The sequence below is a fragment of the Xanthomonas sp. 3498 genome, assembly GCF_014199795.1.
In the GTDB taxonomy this organism is placed as follows: Bacteria; Pseudomonadota; Gammaproteobacteria; order Xanthomonadales; family Xanthomonadaceae; genus Xanthomonas_A; species Xanthomonas_A rydalmerensis.
In genome coordinates this window covers 1130217-1151886 of sequence record NZ_JACHOH010000001.1, presented here as the reverse complement: position 1 = coordinate 1151886, position 21670 = coordinate 1130217, and the positions used below count along the sequence as shown (strand labels likewise).

The window sequence follows — 21670 nt, the reverse complement described above, 5'->3', positions numbered from 1 at the left end:
CTCACCTCGGGAGAGGGGTTGGGGTGAGGGTCGGGCGCGCAGCACCTCACGCAGTGTGGGAGCACGAGGCTGCGCCCGTACCCTCATCCGCCCCTGCGGGGCACCTTCTCCCGGCGGGAGAAGGAGACAGCGGTGCCGGCCATTCCCGTGCCGCACCGGTACGCGCCGCCGCCCATTCATCCATACTGGCCGCGCCGCCGCCGCGGCGCGAGAATAGACGTTCTGCCGGTCCTGCCGCCGGCGCCATTGCCGCTCCGGACCGCCCGATGACCAACGCCTTCGTTTCGCCCGACGCTATCCGCAGCCTGTTCGCGCAGGCCATGTCCGACATGTACCGCACCGAGGTGCCGCTGTACGGCACGCTGATGGAACTGGTGGCGCAGGTCAATGCGCAGACCCTGGCCGCGGACCCGGCGCTGGAGGCGCAGCTGCAGCGCAACGACGAACGCGCGCGCCTGGACCAGGAGCGGCATGGCGCGATCCGCGTCGGCACCGCCGAGGAACTGGCCACCCTGCGCCGCCTGTTCGCGGTGATGGGCATGGCGCCGGTGGGCTACTACGACCTGTCGGTGGCCGGCGTGCCGGTGCACTCCACCGCGTTCCGCCCGCTGGACGCGGCGGCGCTGGCGCGCAATCCGTTCCGCGTGTTCACCTCGCTGCTGCGACTGGAGCTGATCGAGGATCCGGCGCTGCGCGAACAGGCGGCGCAGATCCTCGCCGAGCGGCGCATCTTCACCGACGGCGCGCTCGCGCTGATCGCGCAGTGCGAACGCGACGGTGGCCTGGCCGAGGCCGACGCGCAGCGCTTCGTCGCCGAGGCGCTGGAGACCTTCCGCTGGCACAGCGACGCGACCGTGAGCCTGCCGACCTACCGCGCGCTGAGCGAGGCGCACAAGCTGATCGCCGACGTGGTCAGCTTCCACGGCCCGCACATCAACCACCTGACCCCGCGCACCCTGGACATCGACGCGGCGCAGGCGGAGATGCTGCGCCGGGGCATCGACGCCAAGGCGGTGATCGAAGGTCCGCCGCGCCGCGCCTGCCCGATCCTGCTGCGCCAGACGAGCTTCAAGGCGCTGGAGGAAACCGTGCGCTTCCCCGCCGGCGCGGACGGCGCCGAGGCCGGCACCCACACCGCGCGGTTCGGCGAGATCGAACAGCGCGGCCTGGCCCTGACGCCGAAGGGTCGCGCGCTGTACGACGCACTGCTGGAGCGCGCCCGCGCGGCCGAGGGCAGCGCCGGTGCCGACTACGCCACGCGCCTGCAGGCCGCCTTCGCCGATTTCCCCGACGACTACGCCACCCTGCGCCGCGAGGGGCTGGGCTATTTCCGTTACGCACTCACCGACGCCGGTCGCGCGGCCGGCGCCGCCGCCCTGGCCGGCAAGCCGGCCGAAGCACTGATCGCCGACGGCTTGGCCAGCGCCGATCCGATCGTCTACGAAGATTTCCTGCCGGTCAGCGCCGCGGGCATCTTCCAGTCCAACCTCGGCGGCGGCGAGCAGCGCGCCTACGCCGCCCACGCCAATCGCGCCGCGTTCGAACAGGCGCTGGGCGCGACGGTGCACGACGAGTTCGCCATCTACGCCGGCATCGAACGCGATTCGCTGCAGGCGCTGGCGGGTTGAAGCGGGGATTGGGAAATGGGGATTGGGGAATCGCAACAGCGGTTTCCCATCGTCGTGTCCCTACACGCACACGATCGATGTGGCGGTGCACCGTGAGAGGGACTTCAGTCCCGACGGTGTCCGAAGACGGTAGTGCTCACGCCACTGCGCGTCGCGGCTGAAGCCGTCCCACGAGAGGACGGTCGGCGCGGCGGGTGCAATGTGGGAGGGACTTCAGTCCCGACGGCATCCGAAGACAAACATGCTCACACCACCGCGCATCGCGGCCGAAGCGGCTCCTGCACGCGATGCATGCCAAGCGGTGCACCGCGCGATACCGCCTAGCCACCGGCGCAGCGTCTGCTTGCGCGCGACCCTTGTCCGCGCAGCCCCATCGAACGCGGCTTACCCCGCGTAACGCGCCTTGAGCATGGCGTAGGCCGAGCGCAGCGCCAGCGCTTCGCCGCCGGCGGGGCGGCCGGGGCGGTCGCTGTCGTTCCAGGCGTACACGTCCAGGTGCGCCCACGCCTGCCGTGCCGGTACGAAGCGCTCCAGGTACAGGGCGGCGGTGACCGCGCCGGCCATGCGCGAGCCGGCATTGGCCAGGTCGGCGACCGAACTGGTGAGGTAGCGCAGGTAAGGACGCCACAGCGGCATGCGCCAGACCGGGTCGCGGGTGCGCTCGCCGGCGGCGATCCAGGCCTGCGCCAGCGTGTCGTCGTTGCTGAACAGCGCCGGCAGGTCCGGGCCCAGGGCGATGCGCGCGGCGCCGGTTAACGTTGCGAAATCCAGGATCGCGTCGGGGCGCTGCTCGCTGGCATAGGCCAGCGCATCGCACAGCACCAGGCGGCCTTCGGCGTCGGTGTTGTCGATCTCCACGCTGGTGCCCTGGCGGGTGGCGATGACCTCGCCGGGGCGGAACGCGTTCGGGCCGACCGCGTTCTCCACCGACGGCAGCAGCACGGTCAGCCGCAGCGGCAGGCGCTGCGCCATCACCAGCCCGGCCAGCGCCAGCGCGTGCGCGGCGCCGCCCATGTCCTTCTTCATGTTGCGCATGCCGTCGGCCGGCTTCAGGTCCAGGCCGCCGGTGTCGAAGCACACGCCCTTGCCGACCAGCGCCACGTGCGGATGCGCTTCTTCGCCCCAGCGCAGCACCAGCAGCCGCGGCGCGCGGTGCGAGGCGCGGCCGACCGCGTGGATCGCCGGGAAGTTCTGCTCCAGCAGCGCGTCGCCGACGATGCTCTCGAACTGCGCGCCGTGTTCCTGCGCGATCGCGCGCGCGGCGTCTTCCAGTTGCTCCGGCCCCATGTGCTCGGTCGGCGTGTTGACCCAGTCGCGCACGCGCAGGCTGGCGGCGATCAGATCGCGCACTTCCGCCTGCGGCGTGGCCAGCAACTGCGCCGGCAGCCGCGCCGGTTGTTTGTAGCGGGCGAAGCGGTAGCTGCCCAGGCCCCAGCCCAGGTGCAGCGCCGCCAGCGCATCGGTGTCCAGCGCAGTCTCCAACCGCCAGGTGCTGCCGGCCGGCAGCGCGTACGGCGCATGCGCATAGGCATAGGCATCGCCGCGATCGCCGACGCCCAGCACCGCAGCGGCCACGCCGTCGGCGCCCGGCAGCAGCAACACGCTGCCCGGCGCGGCCATGAATTGCTGGGTGTCCATCCACGCCACCCAGGCCGGCGATTGTGCCGCGCGCCATTCGGCCAGGTGTTCGCGGTCGAGCACGTACAGCGGCAGCGCGTGGGAAGAGGCGTCGGTGAAGCCGGTCGGCAGGGACATCAGCGGATCCTTGGAAGAGAGAGGTGGCCGGCGGGCCAGTACGCGCGGGTCAGGCGCGCGCGAAGGCCGGCTGGGTCGCGTCCAGCCAGTTGGCCAGGCCGGTGAGGGTGTCGAAGTGCAGGTCGGGCGGGATCTGCGGATGCCAGGCCTGCGCGTCGCGGTTGATCCAGCAACCGCGCAGGCCGGCCTGCATCGCACCGACCACGTCGATCTCGATGTGGTCGCCCACGTGCAGCACCTGCGCGCAGGGCAGGCCCAGGCGTGCGCAGGCGGCGTGGAAGATGCCTGGGTCGGGCTTGGCCGCGCCGTGCTCGCGGGCACTGAGCTGGAAGGCGAAATGCCGGTCCAGGCCGATCGTGGCCAGGTCGGCATTGCCGTTGCTCAGCGCCACCACCGGCACGCGCGCGGCGATGCGCTCCAGCGCGGCGATGCTGTCCGGATAGCACTCCACCTGGTTGCGCGCGGCATGGAACACCGCATACGCCGGTTCCAGCAATGCGGGGTCGGCGCCGCTCTCGTGCAGCGCGCGGCGCAGGGTCAGCCGGCGCAGTTCGCTGAGGTCGTGATGCAGGTGCGGATGCGCGGCGAACACCTCTTCGCGCAACTGCCGCATCGCCGCGACCGGGAAGCGCGCGGCGGTGGCCGGACTATGCTGCAGCAGCCAATCGTGCAGCACCTGTTCGATGCGCGCGCCGATCGGCGCGAACGGCCATAGCGTGTCGTCCAGATCCAGCGTGATCGCGCGGACGGGGAAGGAGGGCATGGAAGTCACCGGCGCATTTTACGCCAAGCGCTGATACCCCTGCGCCCCACGCCCGGTAGACAGCACGCGCGCTTGCGCTAATCCCCAATCCCGACTCCCCAATCCCCGCCTCACTCCAGCAACCGCGCCCAGCGCTGCATGCCCTCCACCCGCGCCAGCACCATCTTGATGCACACCAGCAGCGGCACCGCCAGCAGCAGGCCGATCATGCCCCACAGCCAGCCGAACAGCATCAGCGCCAGGATCAGCATCAGCGGCGAGATCGCCATGCGCCGGCCGAGCACGATCGGCGTCACCACCTGGCCTTCCAGGGTGTGCAGGCCCAGGTACAGGATCGCCGGCAGCGACGCGCTCAGCGGATCGCGGAAGGCGACGAAGCCCATCAGCAGCATCAGGATCGCGCCGATCAGCGGCCCCACGTATGGCGCGAAGTTCAGCAGCGCCACCACCGTGCCCCACAGCAGCGCTTCCTGCGGCGCGATGCCCAGCAGGATCAGGATGCCGGCGAAGACCAGGCCGACCAGCGTATTGATCACGGTGATGGTCAGCACGTAGCGCGAGACCTCGCGTTCGATCGAGCGCAGGATCTCGGTGGTGAACTTCTGTTGCTGGCGACTGGGCAGCAACGCGATCGCGTGGCGTTGCAGGTTCTCGCCGAACACCATGAAGAAGAACGTCAGCAGCACCACCGCCAGCGCCGAGGCGGCCAGCCGCGGGGTTCGCACCAGCGCCTTGTACGGGTCGTCCATCTGCGTGCGGATCACCTGCACGCGGCGCCCGCTCTCGCCGCCGGCGGCGCGGGCGAAGTTCTCCGCGGCCTGGTTGGCCTGCTGCATCGGCTTGGTCAGGTCGCGCACCTGGGTGGCGAGGTGGCGCAGCTGCGCCGGCGCCTGCTGCGCCCACTCGGCGGCGGGCCCGGCCAGTTGCACGGTCAGTGTCGTCGCCCCCGCCATGCCCGACAGCAGCACCAGCAGCGCGGCCAGGAAGCGCGGCAGATACAGCCGTTGCAGCACGCGCAGGATCGGATTGCCGACCAGGGCGAAGAAGGCGGAGAGCAGAATCGGCAGGATCACGTCCTGCGCCGCCCACAGCGTGTAGCAGACCGCCAGCGTCGCCAGCACCACCAGCGAGACCGGTCCGCGCGGGCGCGGGGCGGGCGGCGGCGGCAGGGCGCCGTGCGGCGCGTCGTCGGCGACGGCCGTGGGATCGGGAACTGTACTCATCGGACCTGCGATGCAGTGGCCTCGGCGCGCGCGGCAGGGCACGCGCCGAACGGCGTCGAAAAGGAAACGAAGTGTAGGCCGGATCGTGGCCGGCGCGATATCAAGGCCGCGTGGCCGCCGCGTGCGTGCGGCGTGGCGGCCGAATGCCATCACCCGCGCGCATCCGCGGGAAACTCAGGGCCGGCCCTGGCGCTCGGACAGGTCGGTGGCCGCTTCGGCGGCGGCGGGCTGCCCGGGGCGCGAGGCCATCGGCGGCCGCGGTGGCTGCGGGCGGGCAGCGGGCGGGGGAACGGGTGCGGCGGGGGGCGGTGCCTGGGTGGCGGCGTCCACGGCCGCGTCCTGCGCGGTGTCTGCGGCCTCCTCGGCATCGTCGGAGGCGCGTTCGGCGTTATCGGATGCGCTCTTGGCCGTCGTCGCATTGATCAGGCTAGAGACAGCGCTGAGCATCTGCAGCCAGCGTGCGCCGCCGAGCTTGCCGACCACGGCGGCCGGTTCGGCGCGCCCGACCAGGAAGCCGGTGCCCAGACCGACGATCACGATCCGCCACGGCGTCCAGCCTTCGCGCCAGACCTGCTGGAGGGTCGCCCAATGCGTGCGCACCTGCTCCTGGCGTCCTTCCAGCACCGATTCGGCGCGGGCGATGCGGTGCTGCAGTTGCCGCAGGGTCATGACCTGGCCTCGCGCTTGGCGACATCCTCGTCGCCGTCCTCGTCGTCGCCGCCGATGCCCAGCTTGGCCAGCTGGCGGCGGGTGGCGTCGAGCTTGCTCATGTCGAAGTAGCGCAGCGCCTGCCACGCACCGAGCGCGGTGACCACCAGGCTGAAGGCGGCGGTCGCCGAGATCGACGCCAGCCACGACCAGCCCATGCGCTGCAGCAGGGCGATCATCGCGCCCATCAGCAGCATCCACGCCGAGGCGCCGAACGCCACCGACACGGTCAGCCACACCAGCGCCCGCGCCAGTGCGGCGCGGGCCAGGGCCAGATCCGCGGCCACCAGCTTGCGCAACGCGCGGCCGGTGTCCAGGGTGGCGTTGAGTCCTTCGCGCCCGGCGGCGCCGAACGCGCGGAAGGATTCCTCCAACGACGGTGCCGCCGCGGCGTCTGCCGCGGCGCCGTCGGCGCGGGCCTGCTCTTCGCTCACGCGCGGCTTACTTGTCGCCGCCGCTGCGCGCCAGCTTGGCGATGATCCAGCCGGTGGCGAAGGCCACGCCGAACGAGGCCAGCGGGCGCTCGCGGATCAGCTCGGCGGCGCTGTCGATCAGGTCGCGGCCCTTGTCCAGCAGCACGTCCACCTGCTCCTTCGCCGCCGCGCCGCCGAACTCGGCGGCCGCCAGCCCGGACAGGGCGCTGTCGGACAGCTCGGCCTTGACGTTGGCCTTGCCCAGCTTCAGTTCCTCGCCGGCGGCACCGGCAGCGCCCTTGATCGCCTCGCCGGCGTAGCTGGCCGCGGACTTCAGGTGCGAACCGGCTTCGCTCAGGTTGTCCTTGAGGTTCTCGGTATTGGTCGGGCTGGCATTCATGGGCATGTCTCCTCTGGGGTTTGGGGGCCTGCCGTCCGCCAATGCGGACGCTGCGCAGAACGGGGGCGACACAAATACCATCGGCGGGGTGTACGGGGTGTTAGCTCGCCGCCGCAGGCGATGCGCCATAGTGTCGGCGCTCGCCGGCGAGCGGCCAAGAGCGGCCAGCAAAACGACTGCGCGGCCACCAGACGGGCAGCTGCTCGCCACGTTTTGTTGGCCATCCTAATGTCCCGGAGGAATCGCGATGCACGCCTACGGCAATCGGAGCGGCCACGCGGGAGTGGTCGCCTACGACAGCGGCCCGGACTGGATCGTGCTGCGCTTCGCCGACGGCGCCACCTACCGCTACGACGGCCATCATCCCGGCCTGCTCCACGTCGTGGAGATGCAGCGCCTGGCCGCGGCCGGGCGCGGCCTCACTACCTATCTCAACCAGCACGTGCGCGACGACTACGCCGCGCGCCTGGCCTGAGCGCGGCGGCTCACTGCATGACCAAGTCGGCCTGCGCGCCGCCGCGGACCACACGCAGCACCAACTGCGCCGGCTTGCGCGCGAAGTTGGCGCGGTAGCTGGCCAAGTCGGCGAACTCGCCGACCGAGGCGGCCACCACGATGTCGCCGCCGGCCAGGCCGTTGCGCGCCGCGCGGCTGCCGCGCGCCACGTTGCCGATCAGCACGCCGGAAATGCCGGACTGGCGCAGCGATTCGGGCAGGTCGGTGAAGGTGGCGCCGCTGAGCCGTGGGTCCAGCGACTCGCCGCTGATCGCGCGCGGCTGTTCCTTGAGCGTGGCCTTGAGCTGCAGCGGCTTGCCGTCGCGGCGCACGTCCAGGGTCACGGTGCTGCCGACCGGCTGCAGGCCCTCGTAGTTGTGCAGCGCCTCGGCGCTGTCCAGGCGCTCGCCGTTGGCGCCGGTGATCACATCGCCCGGCTGCAGCCCGGCGGCGGCGGCCGCCGACCCGGCCAGCACCCGCGTCACCAGCGCGCCGCGCGGCGCCGACAGGCCCAGGCCCTGCGCCATCTGCGTGGTCAGGTTCTGCGTCTCGATGCCGAAGGTGCCGCGGATCATCACCCCGTTGTTCTTGATCAACTGGTCGACCACCGCGCGCGCCAGGTTCGACGGGATCGCCAGGCCCAGGCCGATGTTGCCGGCCATGCTGCCCTGCGGGTTGAAGCTGGCGGTGTTGATGCCGACCAGTTCGCCGCGCAGGTCCACCAGCGCGCCGCCGGAGTTGCCGGGGTTGATCGAGGCGTCGGTCTGGATGAAGTTCTGGTAGCCCAGGCCGCGGATGCCGTTGCGGCCCATCGCCGAGACGATGCCGGAGGTGACGGTCTGGGTGAAGCCGAACGGGTTGCCGATGGCCGCGACGAAATCGCCCACGCGCAGCTTGTCGCTGTCGCCCAGGCGGATCTCGGTGAGGTTGTCGGCCTTGATCCGGATCAGCGCGATGTCGGTGTCCGCGTCCGAGCCCATGAACTCGGCCTTGAAGCTGCGCCCGTCGGCCAGGGTCACCTGCACGTCGTCGGCGTTCTCCACCACGTGGTGGTTGGTCAGCACGTAGCCGTTCTTCGCATCGATGATCACGCCCGAGCCCAGCGACTCGTTGATGCGCTCCTGCGGGATGTCCGGGAACAGGCGGCGCAGGATCGGATCGTTGAAGAACGGATTGCGGACCCGCACGACCTGTTTGGTGTTGATGCTCACCACCGCGGGCATCACCTTCTGCAGCATCGGCGCCAGCGAAGGCAGCGGCTCGCCGGCCACCGCCGACGGCAGGCGCGCGGCCCCGGACAGCGGCGGCGCCGCCGCGACCGGCGCGGCCTCGGCGCGGTTGTCCAGTTGCGCATTGATCGCGGTGGCGGCGAAACCGCCGAAGGCAGCGGCGGCGGTCAGGGTCAGCAGCGTAGGCAGCGGTCGCATGGGTGGGTTTTCCGGGGAACGCGGGAGACGTGGGGCCAGATGGGCGCGCGTGCGCGTAAATCAAGATGAACGCGCGGCGTTTAACCGCCAGTGAAAGCGCACCAGCGCGGTCCGCGCAAGGCCAGGCCGGCGCTCCGCGTGCACAGCAACTTGACGGCATGTGATCGGCGCGCGACGACGTTGACAGTCGGCCTGCCCGGGGTTAGCGTTCACGCGTGCAATAGCCACTACATGTAGCGGTATCGCGTCGATACGGCACTAGACGTAGGGTTTTCTTCACCAGGATTTCACATCCGGGGGCGCGCTCGGCGGTGCATGACGGGACGGTGACAGGGAGGGTCGCGGATTCGGGGAATTTCGATCGGTCGAGGGCAGCCGCCGCGTGCGCTGCCGCGGCCGTCTCTGCCGTGCAGCGCAAGTGCGATATAGACAAGACACACGGCGGATGACCATCCATCCGCCCCATCGGGACAGGTTCGAGGAGAACACAGCAGAATGAGTACGGTGCGCCTGGAAGTCGTCCAGACCGGATCCAAGCACGACCCCATCCCGATGCAGCCGGCGTCGCAGGACATCTGGGACAAGAAGTATCGGCTCAAGACCAAGCAGGGCGAACCGCTGGATGCCGACATCGACGGCACCTACCTGCGCGTGGCCCGTGCGCTGGCCGACGCCGAGGCCGGCGAGGAGCAGCGCGCCTACTGGTTCGAGCGTTTCGCCTGGGCGCTGCGCCGCGGCGCGATCCCGGCCGGGCGCATCACCTCCAATGCCGGTGCGCAGGAACACAAGCCGGCCACCAGCACGATCAACTGCACCGTGTCGGGCACCATCACCGACTCGATGGACGGCATCCTGGAGAAGGTCCATGAGGCCGGCCTGACCCTCAAGGCCGGCTGCGGCATCGGCTACGAGTTCAGCACGCTGCGCCCGCGCGGCGCGTTCGTGGCCGGCGCCGGCGCCTACACCTCCGGGCCGATGTCGTTCATGGATATCTTCGACAAGATGTGCTTCACCGTGTCCTCGGCCGGCGGCCGCCGTGGCGCGCAGATGGGCACCTTCGACGTGTCCCACCCGGACGTGAAGGACTTCATCCGCGCCAAGCGCGAGGACGGGCGCCTGCGCCAGTTCAACCTGTCGCTGCTGATCACCGACGGCTTCATGCAGGCGGTGGAGCAGGACGCCGACTGGCCGCTGGTGTTCCCGGTGAACCGCAAGGAAGAGGCCGACGTCGACCTGGCCGACGCCAGTGCCGTGGTCTGGCGCGACTGGCCCACGCACAAGGACTACATCGTGCGCGACGACGGCCTGGTCGCGTGCAAGGTGTACGGGCACATCCGCGCCCGCCACCTGTGGGACATGATCATGGTCTCCACCTACGACTACGCCGAGCCAGGCTTCATCCTGATCGACCGCGTCAACGAAATGAACAACAACTGGTGGTGCGAGACCATCCGCGCGACCAATCCTTGCGTGACTGCCGATACCTGGGTGCAGACCGCCGAGGGGCCGCGTCAGGTCGCCGATCTGCTGGGAACGCAGTTCCTGGCGCGGGTGGATGGTGGCGACCATGCCACCGGTGCGGAGGGCTTCTTCAAGACCGCGCACAAGCAGGTGGTGCGACTGCAGACGCAGGAAGGTTACGCACTGCGCCTGACCGCGGACCACCGCGTGCGGCGCGTGGTGCGCCAGACCCGTTGGTCGCTGGACACCGAATGGTGCCAGGCGGACCAACTGGTCGCAGGCGACCGGGTGCTGCTCAACAATCACCGTGCCGGTGCGGAGTGGGGCGGCGCACGTACCTATGAGGAAGGTTTCCTCCTCGGCATGCTGGTGGGCGACGGTACGCTCAAGCACGAAGCCGCCGTGTTGTCTGTCTGGTCGCAGGCCGCCGCCGTCAACGCAGCGCCGTTGGCACCGGTGGCGCTGATGGACGAAGCCCTGCGCTGCGCGCGCAGCCTGCCGCACCGTGCCGACTTCGCCGGCTGGAGCGAGGTGCGCGACCGTGGCGAGTACCGCCTGAAGTCGGCCGCATTGCGCGATCTGGCCCTGGAACTGGGCCTGCGTCCGGGCGACAAGGCGATTACGCCGGCCGTCGAGAAGACCTCCAGCGATTTCCACCGCGGCTTCCTGCGTGGCCTGTTCGACACCGACGGCTCGGTGCAGGGCAGCCAGGAGAAGGGCGTCAGCGTGCGCCTGGCACAGTCCGACCTGGCGCGGCTGGAGGCAGCACAGCGCATGCTGCTGCGGCTGGGCATCGCCTCGCAGATCTACCGCGACCGGCGTCCCGCCGGCACGGCGTTGCTCCCTGACGGGCACGGCGGCACGCGTGCCTACGCCACCAAGGCGCAGCACGAACTGATCGTCAGCGGCGACAACCTCGATGCCTTCGCCCAGCGGGTGGGCTTTGCCGACACCGCCAAGGCCAACCGCCTCAAGGCGCTGCTGTCCGGCTACCGTCGCCAGTTGAACCGCGAGCGCTTCGTGGCGACGGTGCAGTCGGTGGCCGCCGATGGCATCGAAGACGTCTACGACGTGCAGGTCCCTGGCATCAACACCTTCGACGGCAACGGCCTGCACGCCCACAATTGCGGCGAGCAACCACTGCCGCCCTACGGCGCCTGCCTGCTCGGCTCGATCAACCTCACCAATTTCGTGCGCGAGCCGTTCACCGAGCGCGCCCGCTTCGACTGGGAGGAATACAAGGAAGTGGTGCGGGTGTTCACCCGCATGCTCGACAACGTGGTCGAGGTCAACGGCCTGCCGCTGCAGCAGCAGCGCGACGAGATCATGCGCAAGCGCCGCCACGGCATGGGCTTCCTCGGCCTGGGCTCGACCATGACCATGCTGCGGATGAAGTACGGCAGCGCCGAGTCCTGCGAGTTCACCGAGTCCATCGCCCGCGAGATGGCCGTGGCCGGCTGGGAGACCGCGCTGTCGCTGGCCAAGGAAAAGGGCCCGGCGCCGATCATGCAGGAGACCTTCGAGGTCACCGCGACGATGCTGCGGCAGCGTCCTGAGATGGTCCGCGACGGCTGGCGCGTGGGTGAGCGCATCGAAGGCCGTCTGTTGCACGCCAAGTACAGCCGCTACATGCAGCGCATCGCCGAGGTGGCGCCGGCGCTGGTCGAGGAACTGGCCGAAGTGGGCGCGCGCTTCACCCACCACAGCTCCATCGCCCCCACCGGCACCATCTCGCTGAGCCTGGCCAACAACGCCTCCAACGGTATCGAGCCGAGCTTCGCCCACCACTACAGCCGCAACGTGATCCGCGAGGGCAAGAAGAGCAAGGAGAAGGTGGACGTGTTCTCCTTCGAGCTGCTGGCCTACCGCCACCTGGTCAACCCCAAGGCGATGCCGTTCGCCGAGGACGCCGCCGCGCGCCTGCCGGACTACTTCATCGCCGCCGACGACATCCACCCCAAGGAACACGTGGACGTGCAGGCCGCCGCGCAGAAGTGGGTGGACAGCTCCATCTCCAAGACCGCCAACGTCCCCACCGACTACCCCTACGAGCAGTTCAAGGACATCTACCGCTACGCCCACCAGCAGGGCCTGAAGGGCTGCACCACGTTCCGCTTCAACCCGGCCGCCTTCCAGGGCGTGCTGGTCAAGGAAGCGGACCTGGAGAACACCACCTACCGCTTCGAGCTGGAAGACGGCAGCGTGGTCGAGGTCAAGGGCAACGAACAGATCGAATACGACGGCGAGATGCACACCGCCGCCAACCTGTTCGATGCGCTGAAAGAAGGGTATTACGGCAAGTTCTGACGCCGTCCCGTTTCCCCTTTCGCGCCGGCGGAGGGGAGGGTGGCGGTGGGAGCCTCGGAAGGGCGGTGCGCCGCCCTTCCCGAACACTTCCCCACCGTCCGCCGCGTGTCGCCGTTTCCGGCTCCCCGCTTCGCTGCAATCGGTATAGCATCGCCCGCGTTACATAAACACTGACACCCTGAGGAGGGTTTTATGAGCAATGGCAACGGAGTAACGGCGACGCTGACGCAGGTCGCCGAGAACGTGAAAGAAACCGCCACCAACATGGGCGAGAGCATCGCCGCCACCGCCAGCGAAGCCGTCGCCAGCGTCAAGCAGACCGCCGAGAACGTGCAGAAGCGCGTGCAGGACCAAGTCGCCAAGACCCGCAAGGTGGTGAAGCAGGCCGAGAAGGCCGTGGCCAAGCGCGCCGAGAAGGCCGGCAAGGCGGTCAAGAAGACCGTCGCCAGCGCGCGCAAGAAGCTGGAAGCGGCCAAGGCCAGCGCCCAGGCCGAAGCGGCGTCCCTGACCAAGGCCGGCAAGAAGACCGCCAAGAAGGCGGCTGCGAAGAAGGCGCCGGCGAAGAAGGCCGCTGCCAAGAAGGCCGTTGCTAAAAAGGCCGTCGCCAAGAAGGCTCCGGCCAAGAAAGTGACCGCCAAGAAGGCCGCGCCGAAGAAGGCGGTCAAGAAGGTCGCCGCCAAGAAGGCCGTGACCAAGAAGTCGGTGGTCGCCAAGAAGAGCGCGGTGAAGAAGGCCGTAGGCGCGCGCAAGGCCGTGGCCAAGAAGGCCGTGGGCAAGGCCGCCAAGGCGGTCAGGAAGAGCACCGCCAAGGTCGCCAAGAAGAGCGCCGCAGTGAAGAAGACCGCCGTGCGCAAGGCCGCCGGCAAGAAGGCCGCGGCCACCCGCGCCCGGAAGTAAGCCGTCCAGCAGCATCCTCTCTCCCGTGCGCGGGAGAGAGGCCGGGCCTACGCCCGTCCCGATCCGCATTCCAGGAACGCACGCCTCATGGCCATCAAGATCGACCAGAAAATCAAGGGCTACGCCGTCGTCACCCCCGAGGACAAGGCGCGCGATGCCGCCGCCGCGATGCCCGCCTCGTCGATCGACCGTGCCACCGCCGAGGCCGAAGCGCCTGCCGACAACATCATCCACATGCACGAGCGCATCGAGCGCCCGGACGTGCTGATCGGCAGCACCTACAAGATCAAATCGCCGTTGGTGGAACACGCCATGTACGTGACCCTCAACGACATCGTGCTCAACGCCGGCACCGAGCACGAACTGCGCCGCCCGTTCGAAATCTTCGTCAACTCCAAGTCCATGGAGCATTTCCAGTGGATCGTGGCGCTGACCCGCATCATGTCCGCCGTGTTCCGCAAGGGCGGCGACGTCACCTTCCTGGTCGACGAGATGAAGGCCGTGTTCGACCCCAAGGGCGGCTATTTCAAGGCCGGCGGCGTGTACATGCCGTCGCTGGTCGCCGAACTGGGCAGCATCGTCGAAGAGCACATGAAGTCGATCGGCCTGCTGCACGACCCGGAAATGAGCGACCACCAGCGCGCGCTGATCGCCGAGAAGCGCAAGCAGTACGAAGAGCGCTCAAAAAAAAACAGTGAAGTGAAGCCGGCTGTTCCTTCTCCTGCGGGAGAAGGTGCCCGCAGGGCGGATGAGGGGACGGTGTCCGCCTACTCCACCGCCGACCACGAAGAGGACATCGCCGTCACCGGCGACGGCGCGAGTTTCCCGCCGTCGGCCACGATGTGCCACAAGTGCAATACCAAGGCGCTCGTCATCATGGATGGGTGTGCGACGTGTTTGAATTGTGGGTATTCGAAGTGTGGGTGATTTGATATAGGTTGGAAAATAATTTCTTTGCTAAATAAGATAGAAAGGCGGGTGGCGACGCATGGAAATGAAAGGTTATAGCATCAGGGAAGTGTTTACTCCGACAAAGCCTGCTCGGATTGCATTCGTTAATCGAGTGGCAGTTAATGATCGACTGGTTAATGCGCTTCGTACTCCAGGAAAGCAGATCGTGGTTTATGGGCATTCCGGTACAGGAAAGACGACTTTACTTGTGAATAAGCTCCATGAAACATATGATTGGCACATAACCACGCGGTGTATGAAGGGGTTGACCTTTGATCAGCTTATTCTTGACGCATTTGATCAGCTTGGTCCTTACTATGTTTCTGAGTCAACTGCCTCTAATAAAAAGACAGTAAGCGTTGAGCTTGCATCTAGTTACAAAATTTTGAGCGCAAAAATTTCTTCCGGCATCACTTACGAAAAGACTGAAAAAAGTGTTCGTGTTATTCCTCCTCAGTTGACACCTCAGACCCTTGGTAAGTTTTTGGGCGCGGCTAATGCGTGCTGGGTATTGGAAGACTTTCACAAAATAGATGCTTCAGAGAAGCAGCGGCTCGCACAATTGATGAAAGTTTTCGTCGACATGGCTGATGACTATTCAGATTTGAAAATTGTAGCTATCGGCGCGGTTGATACGGCTCGCCAAGTTGTCGAATATGACGATGAGATGAAGAATCGCGTTGCCGAAATTCCCGTTCCGCTTATGACCGCTGATGAAATTAAGGAAATTATCAAAAAGGGCGAGCAAGCCCTTAATGTTAAATTTTCTCAAAAAATTGTTGGAGTTGTGGCTCGTCATTCAAACGGATTGGCTTCTGTATGCCACCATCTTTGTCTAAATATGTGCGACGCTGCAGGAATTTCGACGACGGTGGCTGGCAAGCCTCTAGAGTTGACGAACGAAGATTGTGAGGCGGCGGTTAAAACATATGTGGATGAAGCCTCGGATAGTATTAAAAGCGCTTTTGCTAAAGCTCTCAAGCCGCGTCGAAATGGAGAAAATAACGCGGAAATCATCCTTGAAGCGCTTTGTCTGATGGGCGAAGAAGGCGCGGCCCGATTCGATTTATTGAATAGAATTAAACGAACCAGAGTCAGCTATCCTGACCACAGATTGAAGTTTAATCTGGGCAAGCTTTGTGAGTCGTCCTACGGAACAATTCTTAGGTTTGATCCAAATTCAGGCCTTTATTCGTTCTCTGATCCAATTTACAGGGCCTATGCTTTGGCTCGCTATAGGACGCCGATAGAAAAAACCTTAACGCATGATTTTGACGTATCTCAATTTGAAGAGCTGCTTCTTGCAGCATTGAGAAAGAGCCTAAAGATCAATGCGCCTGGCGCTGTCGCAGTAGTCAAACCTAGCTAGCGGAGATACTGGGATCAGAGTAGATTTTTGAGTGCCGATTGCCATTCTTAACGTAGGTGCTGTTCGATGCAGTGTCTACGTCATGCCGCGCATGCACATAGGGTTTAGACGCCATATGGATTGCCGCATCACCACTCTCGTCGCCCTGGAAGCCCTCTACGGCCAACCTGTCGAGCGCGCCGTACGCAAACAAATCGACCATCTGAACGCCGACTACCAGGCGTTCGTGCACGCCTCGCCGTTCGTGGTGCTGGCTTCGGCCGGCGACGAAGGACTGGACTGTTCGCCGCGCGGCGATGCGCCGGGGTTCGTGCAGGTGCTGGATGCGCGCACGCTGGCGTTGCCGGACCGGCCGGGCAACAACCGCGTCGATACGCTGCGCAATCTATTGCAGGATCCGCGGCTGTCGCTGTTGTTCCTGATTCCCGGCATCGGCGAAACCTTGCGGGTGAACGGCCGCGCCGAGATCCGGGTCGATCCGGACCTGCTGGCGCGGTTCGCGGTCGGCGAGCGCTTGCCGCGCAGCGTGATCGTGGTGCACATCGAGGCGGTGTACTTCCACTGCGCCAGGGCGATCGTGCGGTCGCAGCTGTGGGATCCGACGCGGCACCTGCCGCGGGATCGTTTGCCCAGCCCTGGCACCATGCACGCGCATCTGGCCGATGGCGCATTCGACGCCGACACCTACGATCGGGAATTGCCGCAGCGCACCCGGGACTCGTTGTACTAACGCGACTGGAGCGGATGTGCGGGCGACGCGTGCGCAGCGCCTCGCGGTGGGGAGCTGCATGCCGTCGGTCGATTCGGCCACCGATTTCCCCGGTCATGCCGCCCTGCTAGGGTGCGCCCCTGGTGGAAAGCGGCGGCGACGCCCTTTCCGGGGCGCAGCAAACGGCAGGGGAGCTTGGATGCGGGGACTTGAGGAGCCGTCAGGCGGATGGGGCGAGTTGCTGCTGGTGGTAGCGGTGGCGTTCGGGTTGCCGATCTATTGGAGTGCGCTGGCGGTGCTGGCGCCGGTGGTGGAGCCGTCTCTTTCCGACGCCAGCCTGTGGGGCACGGTGTTCTACGAGTTGCTGGTGCTGGCGGTGTTGCTGCCGACGTTGTGGTTCCGCGGCTGGACGCCGCAGGCGTTGGGGCTGCAATGGCAGACGCGGGATCTCGGTGTTGGCCTGGCGCTGCTGGCCGCCTGCCTGGTGGCGACCTATCCGTTGCACCTGTTGAAGGACAGCGTGGCGGCGGAGCTGAATCCGTCGATGGACGCGATGGTGGCCGGGCCGCTGTCGGCGGGCATGGTGGTGCTGATCTCGCTGCTCAATCCGATCTTCGAAGAGGTGTTCGTCTGCGCCTACGTAATCCGCGCGCTGGAGCGGCGGCACAGCCCGGCGTTCGCGGTGAACGTCAGCGTGGCGATCCGCGCGTCGTACCACCTGTACCAGGGACCGGTCGGCACCATCGGCATCCTGGTGGTGGGGCTGATCCTGGGCTGGTGGGTGGCGCGGACTGGGCGGCTGTGGCCGGCAATCGTGGCGCATGCCGGGCTGGATCTGTTGGGGCTGATGGCCTACACCTGATGCGCTGAGTGGGCCGGCGTGCGATGTGCGCTGCGGTGATTGCGTACGCTGGTGTCGCCCGACCGAAAGCGCGCCCGCCTGCTGGCGCAGGCGTTGGCGCCGCTGCGCGAGCGCGGCGCGCAGGTGGCGTTGGACGATGCCGGTGCCGGCTACGCCAGCATGCGCCACATCCTGCAGTTGCAGCCGGACGTCATCAAGCTCGACATGAGCATCACCGAGTGCATCCATTCCGACCGCAGCCGTCGCGCGCTGGCCAAAGGGCTGACCAACTTCGCCCATGAGATCGGCACCCAGGTGGTGGCCGAAGGCGTGGAGACGGCGCAGGAGCTGGACGCCTTGCGCGAGCTGCAGGTCGACCTGGCCCAGGGCTATTTCCTGTCGCGGCCGCTGTCGGAGGATGCCGCGCTGGCCCTGGCGTCGCGGGAGGTTGGCTGAGTGGCGGTACGCCGTCGCTCGAGGTGGTAGACGCGATGCGGCACGATGGCGTGCCGCTGCGGCGACGGCTCGCCACCGGTACGCGTGGCGCCGTTTACCAGGGCACCACGCGGCCCAGGTAGTCCAGGTAGTTCAGCCCGCCGCGGCCGCAAGCGGCGTCGATGGTGTCGAGCAGGGGCGGAATGCTGTCGTCGATGGACAGGCGCGCCTCTGGTCCGCCCATGTCGGTCCGCACCCAGCCGGGCGCCATCAGCAGCAAGGTGCGGGCGCTGTCGCGGTGGCGGGCGGCGAAGCTGCGCATCAGCATGTTCAGTGCCGCTTTGCTGCTGCGGTAGATCTCGTACTGGCCGTTGCTGTTGTTGGCGATGCTGCCTTGCCCGGACGACATCACGCCGATGGTGCCGGTGTCGCGCACCAGGTCGCGCAAGGTTTCGATGGTGCGCATGGGGCTCAGCGCGTTGGTGACCATGACCCGGACGAATTCTTCGGTGGCGACATCGGCGACGGTCTCGCGGTCGTCGTTCTTGACGCCGGCGTTGACGAACAGCAGGTCCAGAACCTCGCCCTCCAGGCGTGCACGCAGCGCGGCCAGCTGCGCCGGGTCGGTGATATCGATGAACTCGATGCGCAGCGTTTGCGGATGCGCCACGGCCAGGTGGTGCAGCGCGCTGGGCGTGCCGGCGCGCTCGGTGGCGATGACGCGCCAGCCGCGTCTCAGGTAGCCTTCGGCCATCGCCAGGCCCAGGCCGCGCGAGGCGCCGATCAGCAGGACGGTTTTGTGTGCAGGGGTGTGGATCATGGTGTGTCTCCTCGTGGCCGGCGCGGCCTCGGCATGCGAGGCCTACCGGCGGTCTGCGCACTCTAGGCGTGCGTGTCGCCCTGCGGAACGCGCGCCGGATGCATTGACGCCTTGCGTCGGACGCCTGTGTCCATCGCCACTGTCGGGAAGCGCGTATGCCGGAACCGGATCTGAATCTGTTGATCGCCCTCGACGCCTTGCTGGCGGAAGCCAGCGTCGCCGGTGCCGCGCGGCGGCTGGGGTTGAGCGCGTCGGCGATGAGCCGGACGCTGACCCGGCTACGCGAGGCGACCGGCGATGCGCTGCTGGTCCGCGCGGGCGGCACGATGGTGGCAACGCCGCATGCCCTGCAGCTGCGCGAGCGCGCCCGCGATGCGGTGGAAGCCGCACGCGCCGTGCTGCGCCCGGCACCGGCCGACCTGGACCTGGCGACGCTGCAGCGCACCTTCACCGTGCGCGCCAATGACGCCTTCGTGGAGGCGTTCGCGGCCATGCTGGTTGCCGCGGTGGCGGCGTCGGCGCCGCAGGTCCGCCTGCAGTTCGTCGCCAAGGCGCAGAAGACCGCCGGGCCGCTGCGCGAGGGCCTGGCCGATCTGGAAATCGGGGTGCTGGGCGCGATGGGGCCGGAGGTACGCGTGCAGGGCCTGTTTCGCGATCGCTTCGTCGGCGCGGTGCGCGGCGGACACCCGCTGGCCGGCGACGGGGAGGTGAGCGCGCAGCGCTACGTGGCGTTCGGCCATGTCGTGGCTTCGCGGCGGGGCCGGGCGCAGGGGCCGGTGGACGAGGCGCTGCAGCAACTGGGCCTGGTCCGCCATGTCGCCACCGTGGTGCCCAGTTTTTCCGCCGCGCTGGCGGTGGCACGCGGTTCGGACCTGATCGCGTTGGTGCCGGCCTCGTTCATGGCAGCGCAGCCCGACACGCTGCGCGAGCCCGCGCACACGTTCGCGCTGCCGGTGGTCACTCAGCCGATCACGGTGTCGATGCTGTGGCATCCGCGCCTGGAGCACGACGCGGCGCACCGTTGGCTGCGTGCGTTGGTGCTGGCCGAGTTCCGTGCGCGGATGCCGCTGCGCTGATCCGGCCGATCGCACAGGTCGTCGCTGCAGGGATGCGATGCGACCTCGGCACTGGCCCGCTGCCGCAGCGATGCCGCACACTTGCCGGCTCTGATCGAAGGCGGGAACAGGCGATGACACGGCGATACGGATGGAGCGCGATGCTGGTGTGGCTGGTGACGTTCGGCGCGGCGGCGGCCGGCCCGACGCCCGGCGAGTACGCCACCAAGGAAGGCTGGGGCAGCATGCGTGTCACCGACAAGGGCGGAGCACGCCAGTTCGACCTGTTGTCGGTCGGCGCCAACGGACATACCTGCTCGCTGTCGGGCACCCTGCAGGGCGAAAAGGCGGAGGTGAACGATGCCGGCGACGTGCCGTGCAAGCTCGCGTTCAAGCCGGTGCCGGGTGGGTTCGATGTGGCCGCGTTGACCCAGGAAAGCTGCCGCGACTACTGCGGCATGCGCGCCAGCTTCGAGGGCGACTACCTGCGCTTGCCTGCCGGCTGCACCGCCGCGGCCAGCAGCCGGCGGCGCGAGGCGTATCTGAAGGATTATCGCGGCAAGCGCTATGCCGAGGCGCTGGCCGGCATGCAGGCGTTCGAAGGCGAGTGCGGTGGCTTCTTCAACTGGCTCGATCGCGACCGCTTCGCCAACGACCGCGCCATCACCCTGCTGCGCCTGGGCAGGCCGAAGGAGTGCCTGGCGGCGCTGGATGGCACCATGGCCGGCCGCAGCCGCGACGAGGCCTCGTTCCAGGCGGAACTGGACAAGCAGAGCACCATGCTGCCGCCCAGCGACTGGGACGCCTATCTGCCGATCGCCAAGTCCACCTGGTTCAACCGCAAGCTGTGCGAGGCGGCCCGGGACTGAGCCCGCGCTGGCGCCGGGTGCCGTGCAGGCACGCGCTGCCATGGCGCCGCCTGCGTGCGGCGCCGCGCGCTGCGTGAGTCGACGCGGGACGCGGCGCGCTGGCATTGATGCGCCTGCGACCGACGCGGCAGCGCAACGGGCGCCGCACGTTGGCATCCACCATGCGTGCGTCGGCGGCCGTGACGCGCGTGGCGCCGGTTGCCGTCGCCGCGGGCGACTGCGCATACTTCCGACGACCGACTGTGCGTTGGAAGCCCTGGAGCAAGGATGATCGACCGACTGCGACGCCTGTTGTCCCGCACCTCGCCGCGCGGGGCCGATGCCACCCACGATGCTGCAGGGGCGGAGGTCGCGCCCGACGCGCAAGCGGGCCACACACTGCAGCAGCTGTTGCTGCAGATACTGCAGCGCGAGGGACATGCGGCGACCTTGCACGACGATGTGGTGGTGCTCGACAACGGTCTGCAACTGCTCACCGAACTGGTGGACATGGCCGAACTGCGCAACGGCGTGCGGACCGCGAGCTGCATCCGCGTGCATCACCGCAGCCTGTTTCCCGATGGCATCGTCGAGTTCCAGCATTCCATCGGCGAGGACACCGAAGCGAGCTTGGCGTCTGGCTTCACGACCTGGGCGCGGACCGATCTGGTGGCGCTGTCGGAGGCGGTGACGGCGCCGGCCGATGCCCGCTGCATGACGCTGCAGATGGAGTTTGCTGCCTCGGCCGCAGCCGAGGCGGCGGTGCGGCGCACGGTGGTGCTGGGGCCGGTGGCGCACATGAATGGCGACGCGGCCAGGGCCGCGGCGGGCGACGACACGGAACATGGGTTCTGCCCGTGCTGCCTGTTCACCAACAGCCTGGACGCCTTGATGCCGCTGCTGCAGCGGGACCAGCGCATGCTCGGGATCCGCCTGTTCGCCTCGCGCGATGCCGACGGCGAAGTCGCGGCCGACTGCCGAGTCAACGGCGAGGACTTTCCCGAAGGCGTGGCGTGCCTGCGCCGCTATGCCGAAACCTGGCCGGCGCTGGGCGCCATGGAGTTCCGCAAGCAGTACGCCGTGGTGCGCCTGCCGGAGCCGGTGGTGCAGGACACGACGCACTGACGCGTCATCGGGCATTGCGCGCGCGCGCCCGCGGCCGTGC

The 21670-nt window shown here is 67.8% G+C and carries 20 protein-coding genes; 12 read left to right on the top strand and 8 right to left on the bottom strand.

The genetic code is table 11. From position 1 onward, the window contains the following. Positions 1–266 precede the first annotated feature (266 nt). Positions 267–1628, top strand: a complete 1362-nt coding sequence (locus tag GGR66_RS04610) for a VOC family protein (protein ID WP_184447371.1) — start codon at positions 267–269, stop codon at positions 1626–1628. Between the two features lie 384 nt (positions 1629–2012). Here GGR66_RS04610 and GGR66_RS04605 read toward each other — a convergent pair whose 3' ends face one another. The 6 genes from GGR66_RS04605 to GGR66_RS04580 all read right to left on the bottom strand — a co-directional run bounded on the left by GGR66_RS04605 (position 2013) and on the right by GGR66_RS04580 (position 6890). Next, positions 2013–3383, bottom strand: a complete 1371-nt coding sequence (locus GGR66_RS04605; protein ID WP_184447370.1) for a leucyl aminopeptidase family protein — start codon at positions 3381–3383, stop codon at positions 2013–2015. A 49-nt stretch (positions 3384–3432) separates the two neighbouring features. Next, a complete protein-coding gene (locus GGR66_RS04600; RefSeq protein WP_184447369.1) occupies positions 3433–4146 on the bottom strand; it encodes an HAD-IA family hydrolase in 714 nt (237 codons plus the stop codon). A 110-nt stretch (positions 4147–4256) separates the two neighbouring features. Then, positions 4257–5369, bottom strand: a complete 1113-nt coding sequence (locus GGR66_RS04595; protein ID WP_184447368.1) for an AI-2E family transporter — start codon at positions 5367–5369, stop codon at positions 4257–4259. Between the two features lie 174 nt (positions 5370–5543). Then, entirely contained in the window at positions 5544–6038 is a 495-nt protein-coding gene (locus GGR66_RS04590) for a hypothetical protein (RefSeq protein WP_184447367.1), read from the bottom strand. Continuing rightward, the gene (locus GGR66_RS04585) at positions 6035–6511 is read right to left on the bottom strand and encodes a phage holin family protein (protein WP_184447366.1); all 477 of its coding nucleotides are present in this window, start codon (positions 6509–6511) and stop codon (positions 6035–6037) included. The genes GGR66_RS04590 and GGR66_RS04585 overlap by 4 nt, the downstream gene beginning before the upstream one ends. 7 nt (positions 6512–6518) lie before the next feature. Then, positions 6519–6890 carry a hypothetical protein gene (locus GGR66_RS04580; RefSeq protein WP_160970160.1) on the bottom strand — a complete coding sequence of 124 codons (372 nt, stop codon included), beginning with the start codon at positions 6888–6890 and terminating at the stop codon, positions 6519–6521. Positions 6891–7137: 247 nt separating this feature from the next. Here GGR66_RS04580 and GGR66_RS04575 point away from each other — a divergent pair, with 247 nt between their 5' ends. Beyond that, entirely contained in the window at positions 7138–7365 is a 228-nt protein-coding gene (locus GGR66_RS04575; protein ID WP_184447365.1) for a hypothetical protein, read from the top strand. 10 nt (positions 7366–7375) lie between these two features. On the opposite strand, the gene GGR66_RS04570 is transcribed toward GGR66_RS04575, so the two are convergent. Beyond that, a complete protein-coding gene (locus tag GGR66_RS04570; protein WP_160970164.1) occupies positions 7376–8812 on the bottom strand; it encodes a Do family serine endopeptidase in 1437 nt (478 codons plus the stop codon). Between the two features lie 495 nt (positions 8813–9307). On the opposite strand from GGR66_RS04570, the gene GGR66_RS04565 reads away from it, so the two are divergent. The 7 genes from GGR66_RS04565 (at position 9308) to GGR66_RS04535 (ending at position 17803) form a co-directional block, all read left to right on the top strand. After that, positions 9308–12580: an LAGLIDADG family homing endonuclease gene (locus tag GGR66_RS04565; RefSeq protein WP_184447364.1), complete on the top strand. Its 3273-nt coding sequence runs from the start codon at positions 9308–9310 to the stop codon at positions 12578–12580. A gap of 192 nt (positions 12581–12772) precedes the next feature. Next, a complete protein-coding gene (locus GGR66_RS04560) occupies positions 12773–13477 on the top strand; it encodes a hypothetical protein (protein ID WP_184447363.1) in 705 nt (234 codons plus the stop codon). Positions 13478–13564: 87 nt separating this feature from the next. Then, the gene (locus tag GGR66_RS04555) at positions 13565–14404 is read left to right on the top strand and encodes an NrdJb (protein WP_184447362.1); all 840 of its coding nucleotides are present in this window, start codon (positions 13565–13567) and stop codon (positions 14402–14404) included. 61 nt (positions 14405–14465) lie between these two features. Beyond that, positions 14466–15797 carry an AAA family ATPase gene (locus tag GGR66_RS04550; protein WP_184447361.1) on the top strand — a complete coding sequence of 444 codons (1332 nt, stop codon included), beginning with the start codon at positions 14466–14468 and terminating at the stop codon, positions 15795–15797. A 115-nt stretch (positions 15798–15912) separates the two neighbouring features. Further along, positions 15913–16527, top strand: a complete 615-nt coding sequence (locus tag GGR66_RS04545) for a pyridoxamine 5'-phosphate oxidase family protein (protein WP_184447360.1) — start codon at positions 15913–15915, stop codon at positions 16525–16527. 178 nt (positions 16528–16705) lie between these two features. Next, the gene (locus GGR66_RS04540) at positions 16706–17368 is read left to right on the top strand and encodes a CPBP family intramembrane glutamic endopeptidase (protein WP_167087838.1); all 663 of its coding nucleotides are present in this window, start codon (positions 16706–16708) and stop codon (positions 17366–17368) included. Positions 17369–17419: 51 nt separating this feature from the next. Further along, positions 17420–17803, top strand: coding sequence for an EAL domain-containing protein (locus GGR66_RS04535; RefSeq protein WP_326520927.1), 384 nt, complete (start codon positions 17420–17422; stop codon positions 17801–17803). A gap of 94 nt (positions 17804–17897) precedes the next feature. Here GGR66_RS04535 and GGR66_RS04530 read toward each other — a convergent pair whose 3' ends face one another. Continuing rightward, positions 17898–18602, bottom strand: a complete 705-nt coding sequence (locus GGR66_RS04530; protein WP_184447359.1) for an SDR family NAD(P)-dependent oxidoreductase — start codon at positions 18600–18602, stop codon at positions 17898–17900. 155 nt (positions 18603–18757) lie between these two features. Between GGR66_RS04530 and GGR66_RS04525 the strand changes: the two genes are divergently transcribed. The 3 genes from GGR66_RS04525 to GGR66_RS04515 all read left to right on the top strand — a co-directional run bounded on the left by GGR66_RS04525 (position 18758) and on the right by GGR66_RS04515 (position 21630). Further along, positions 18758–19678, top strand: coding sequence for a LysR family transcriptional regulator (locus tag GGR66_RS04525; RefSeq protein WP_160970176.1), 921 nt, complete (start codon positions 18758–18760; stop codon positions 19676–19678). 113 nt (positions 19679–19791) lie between these two features. Next, a complete protein-coding gene (locus GGR66_RS04520; RefSeq protein WP_184447358.1) occupies positions 19792–20526 on the top strand; it encodes a hypothetical protein in 735 nt (244 codons plus the stop codon). 267 nt (positions 20527–20793) lie between these two features. Beyond that, complete coding sequence (locus tag GGR66_RS04515) at positions 20794–21630, top strand: DUF6348 family protein (protein WP_184447357.1); 837 nt, start codon at positions 20794–20796, stop codon at positions 21628–21630. The last annotated feature ends 40 nt before the right edge of the window (positions 21631–21670 follow it).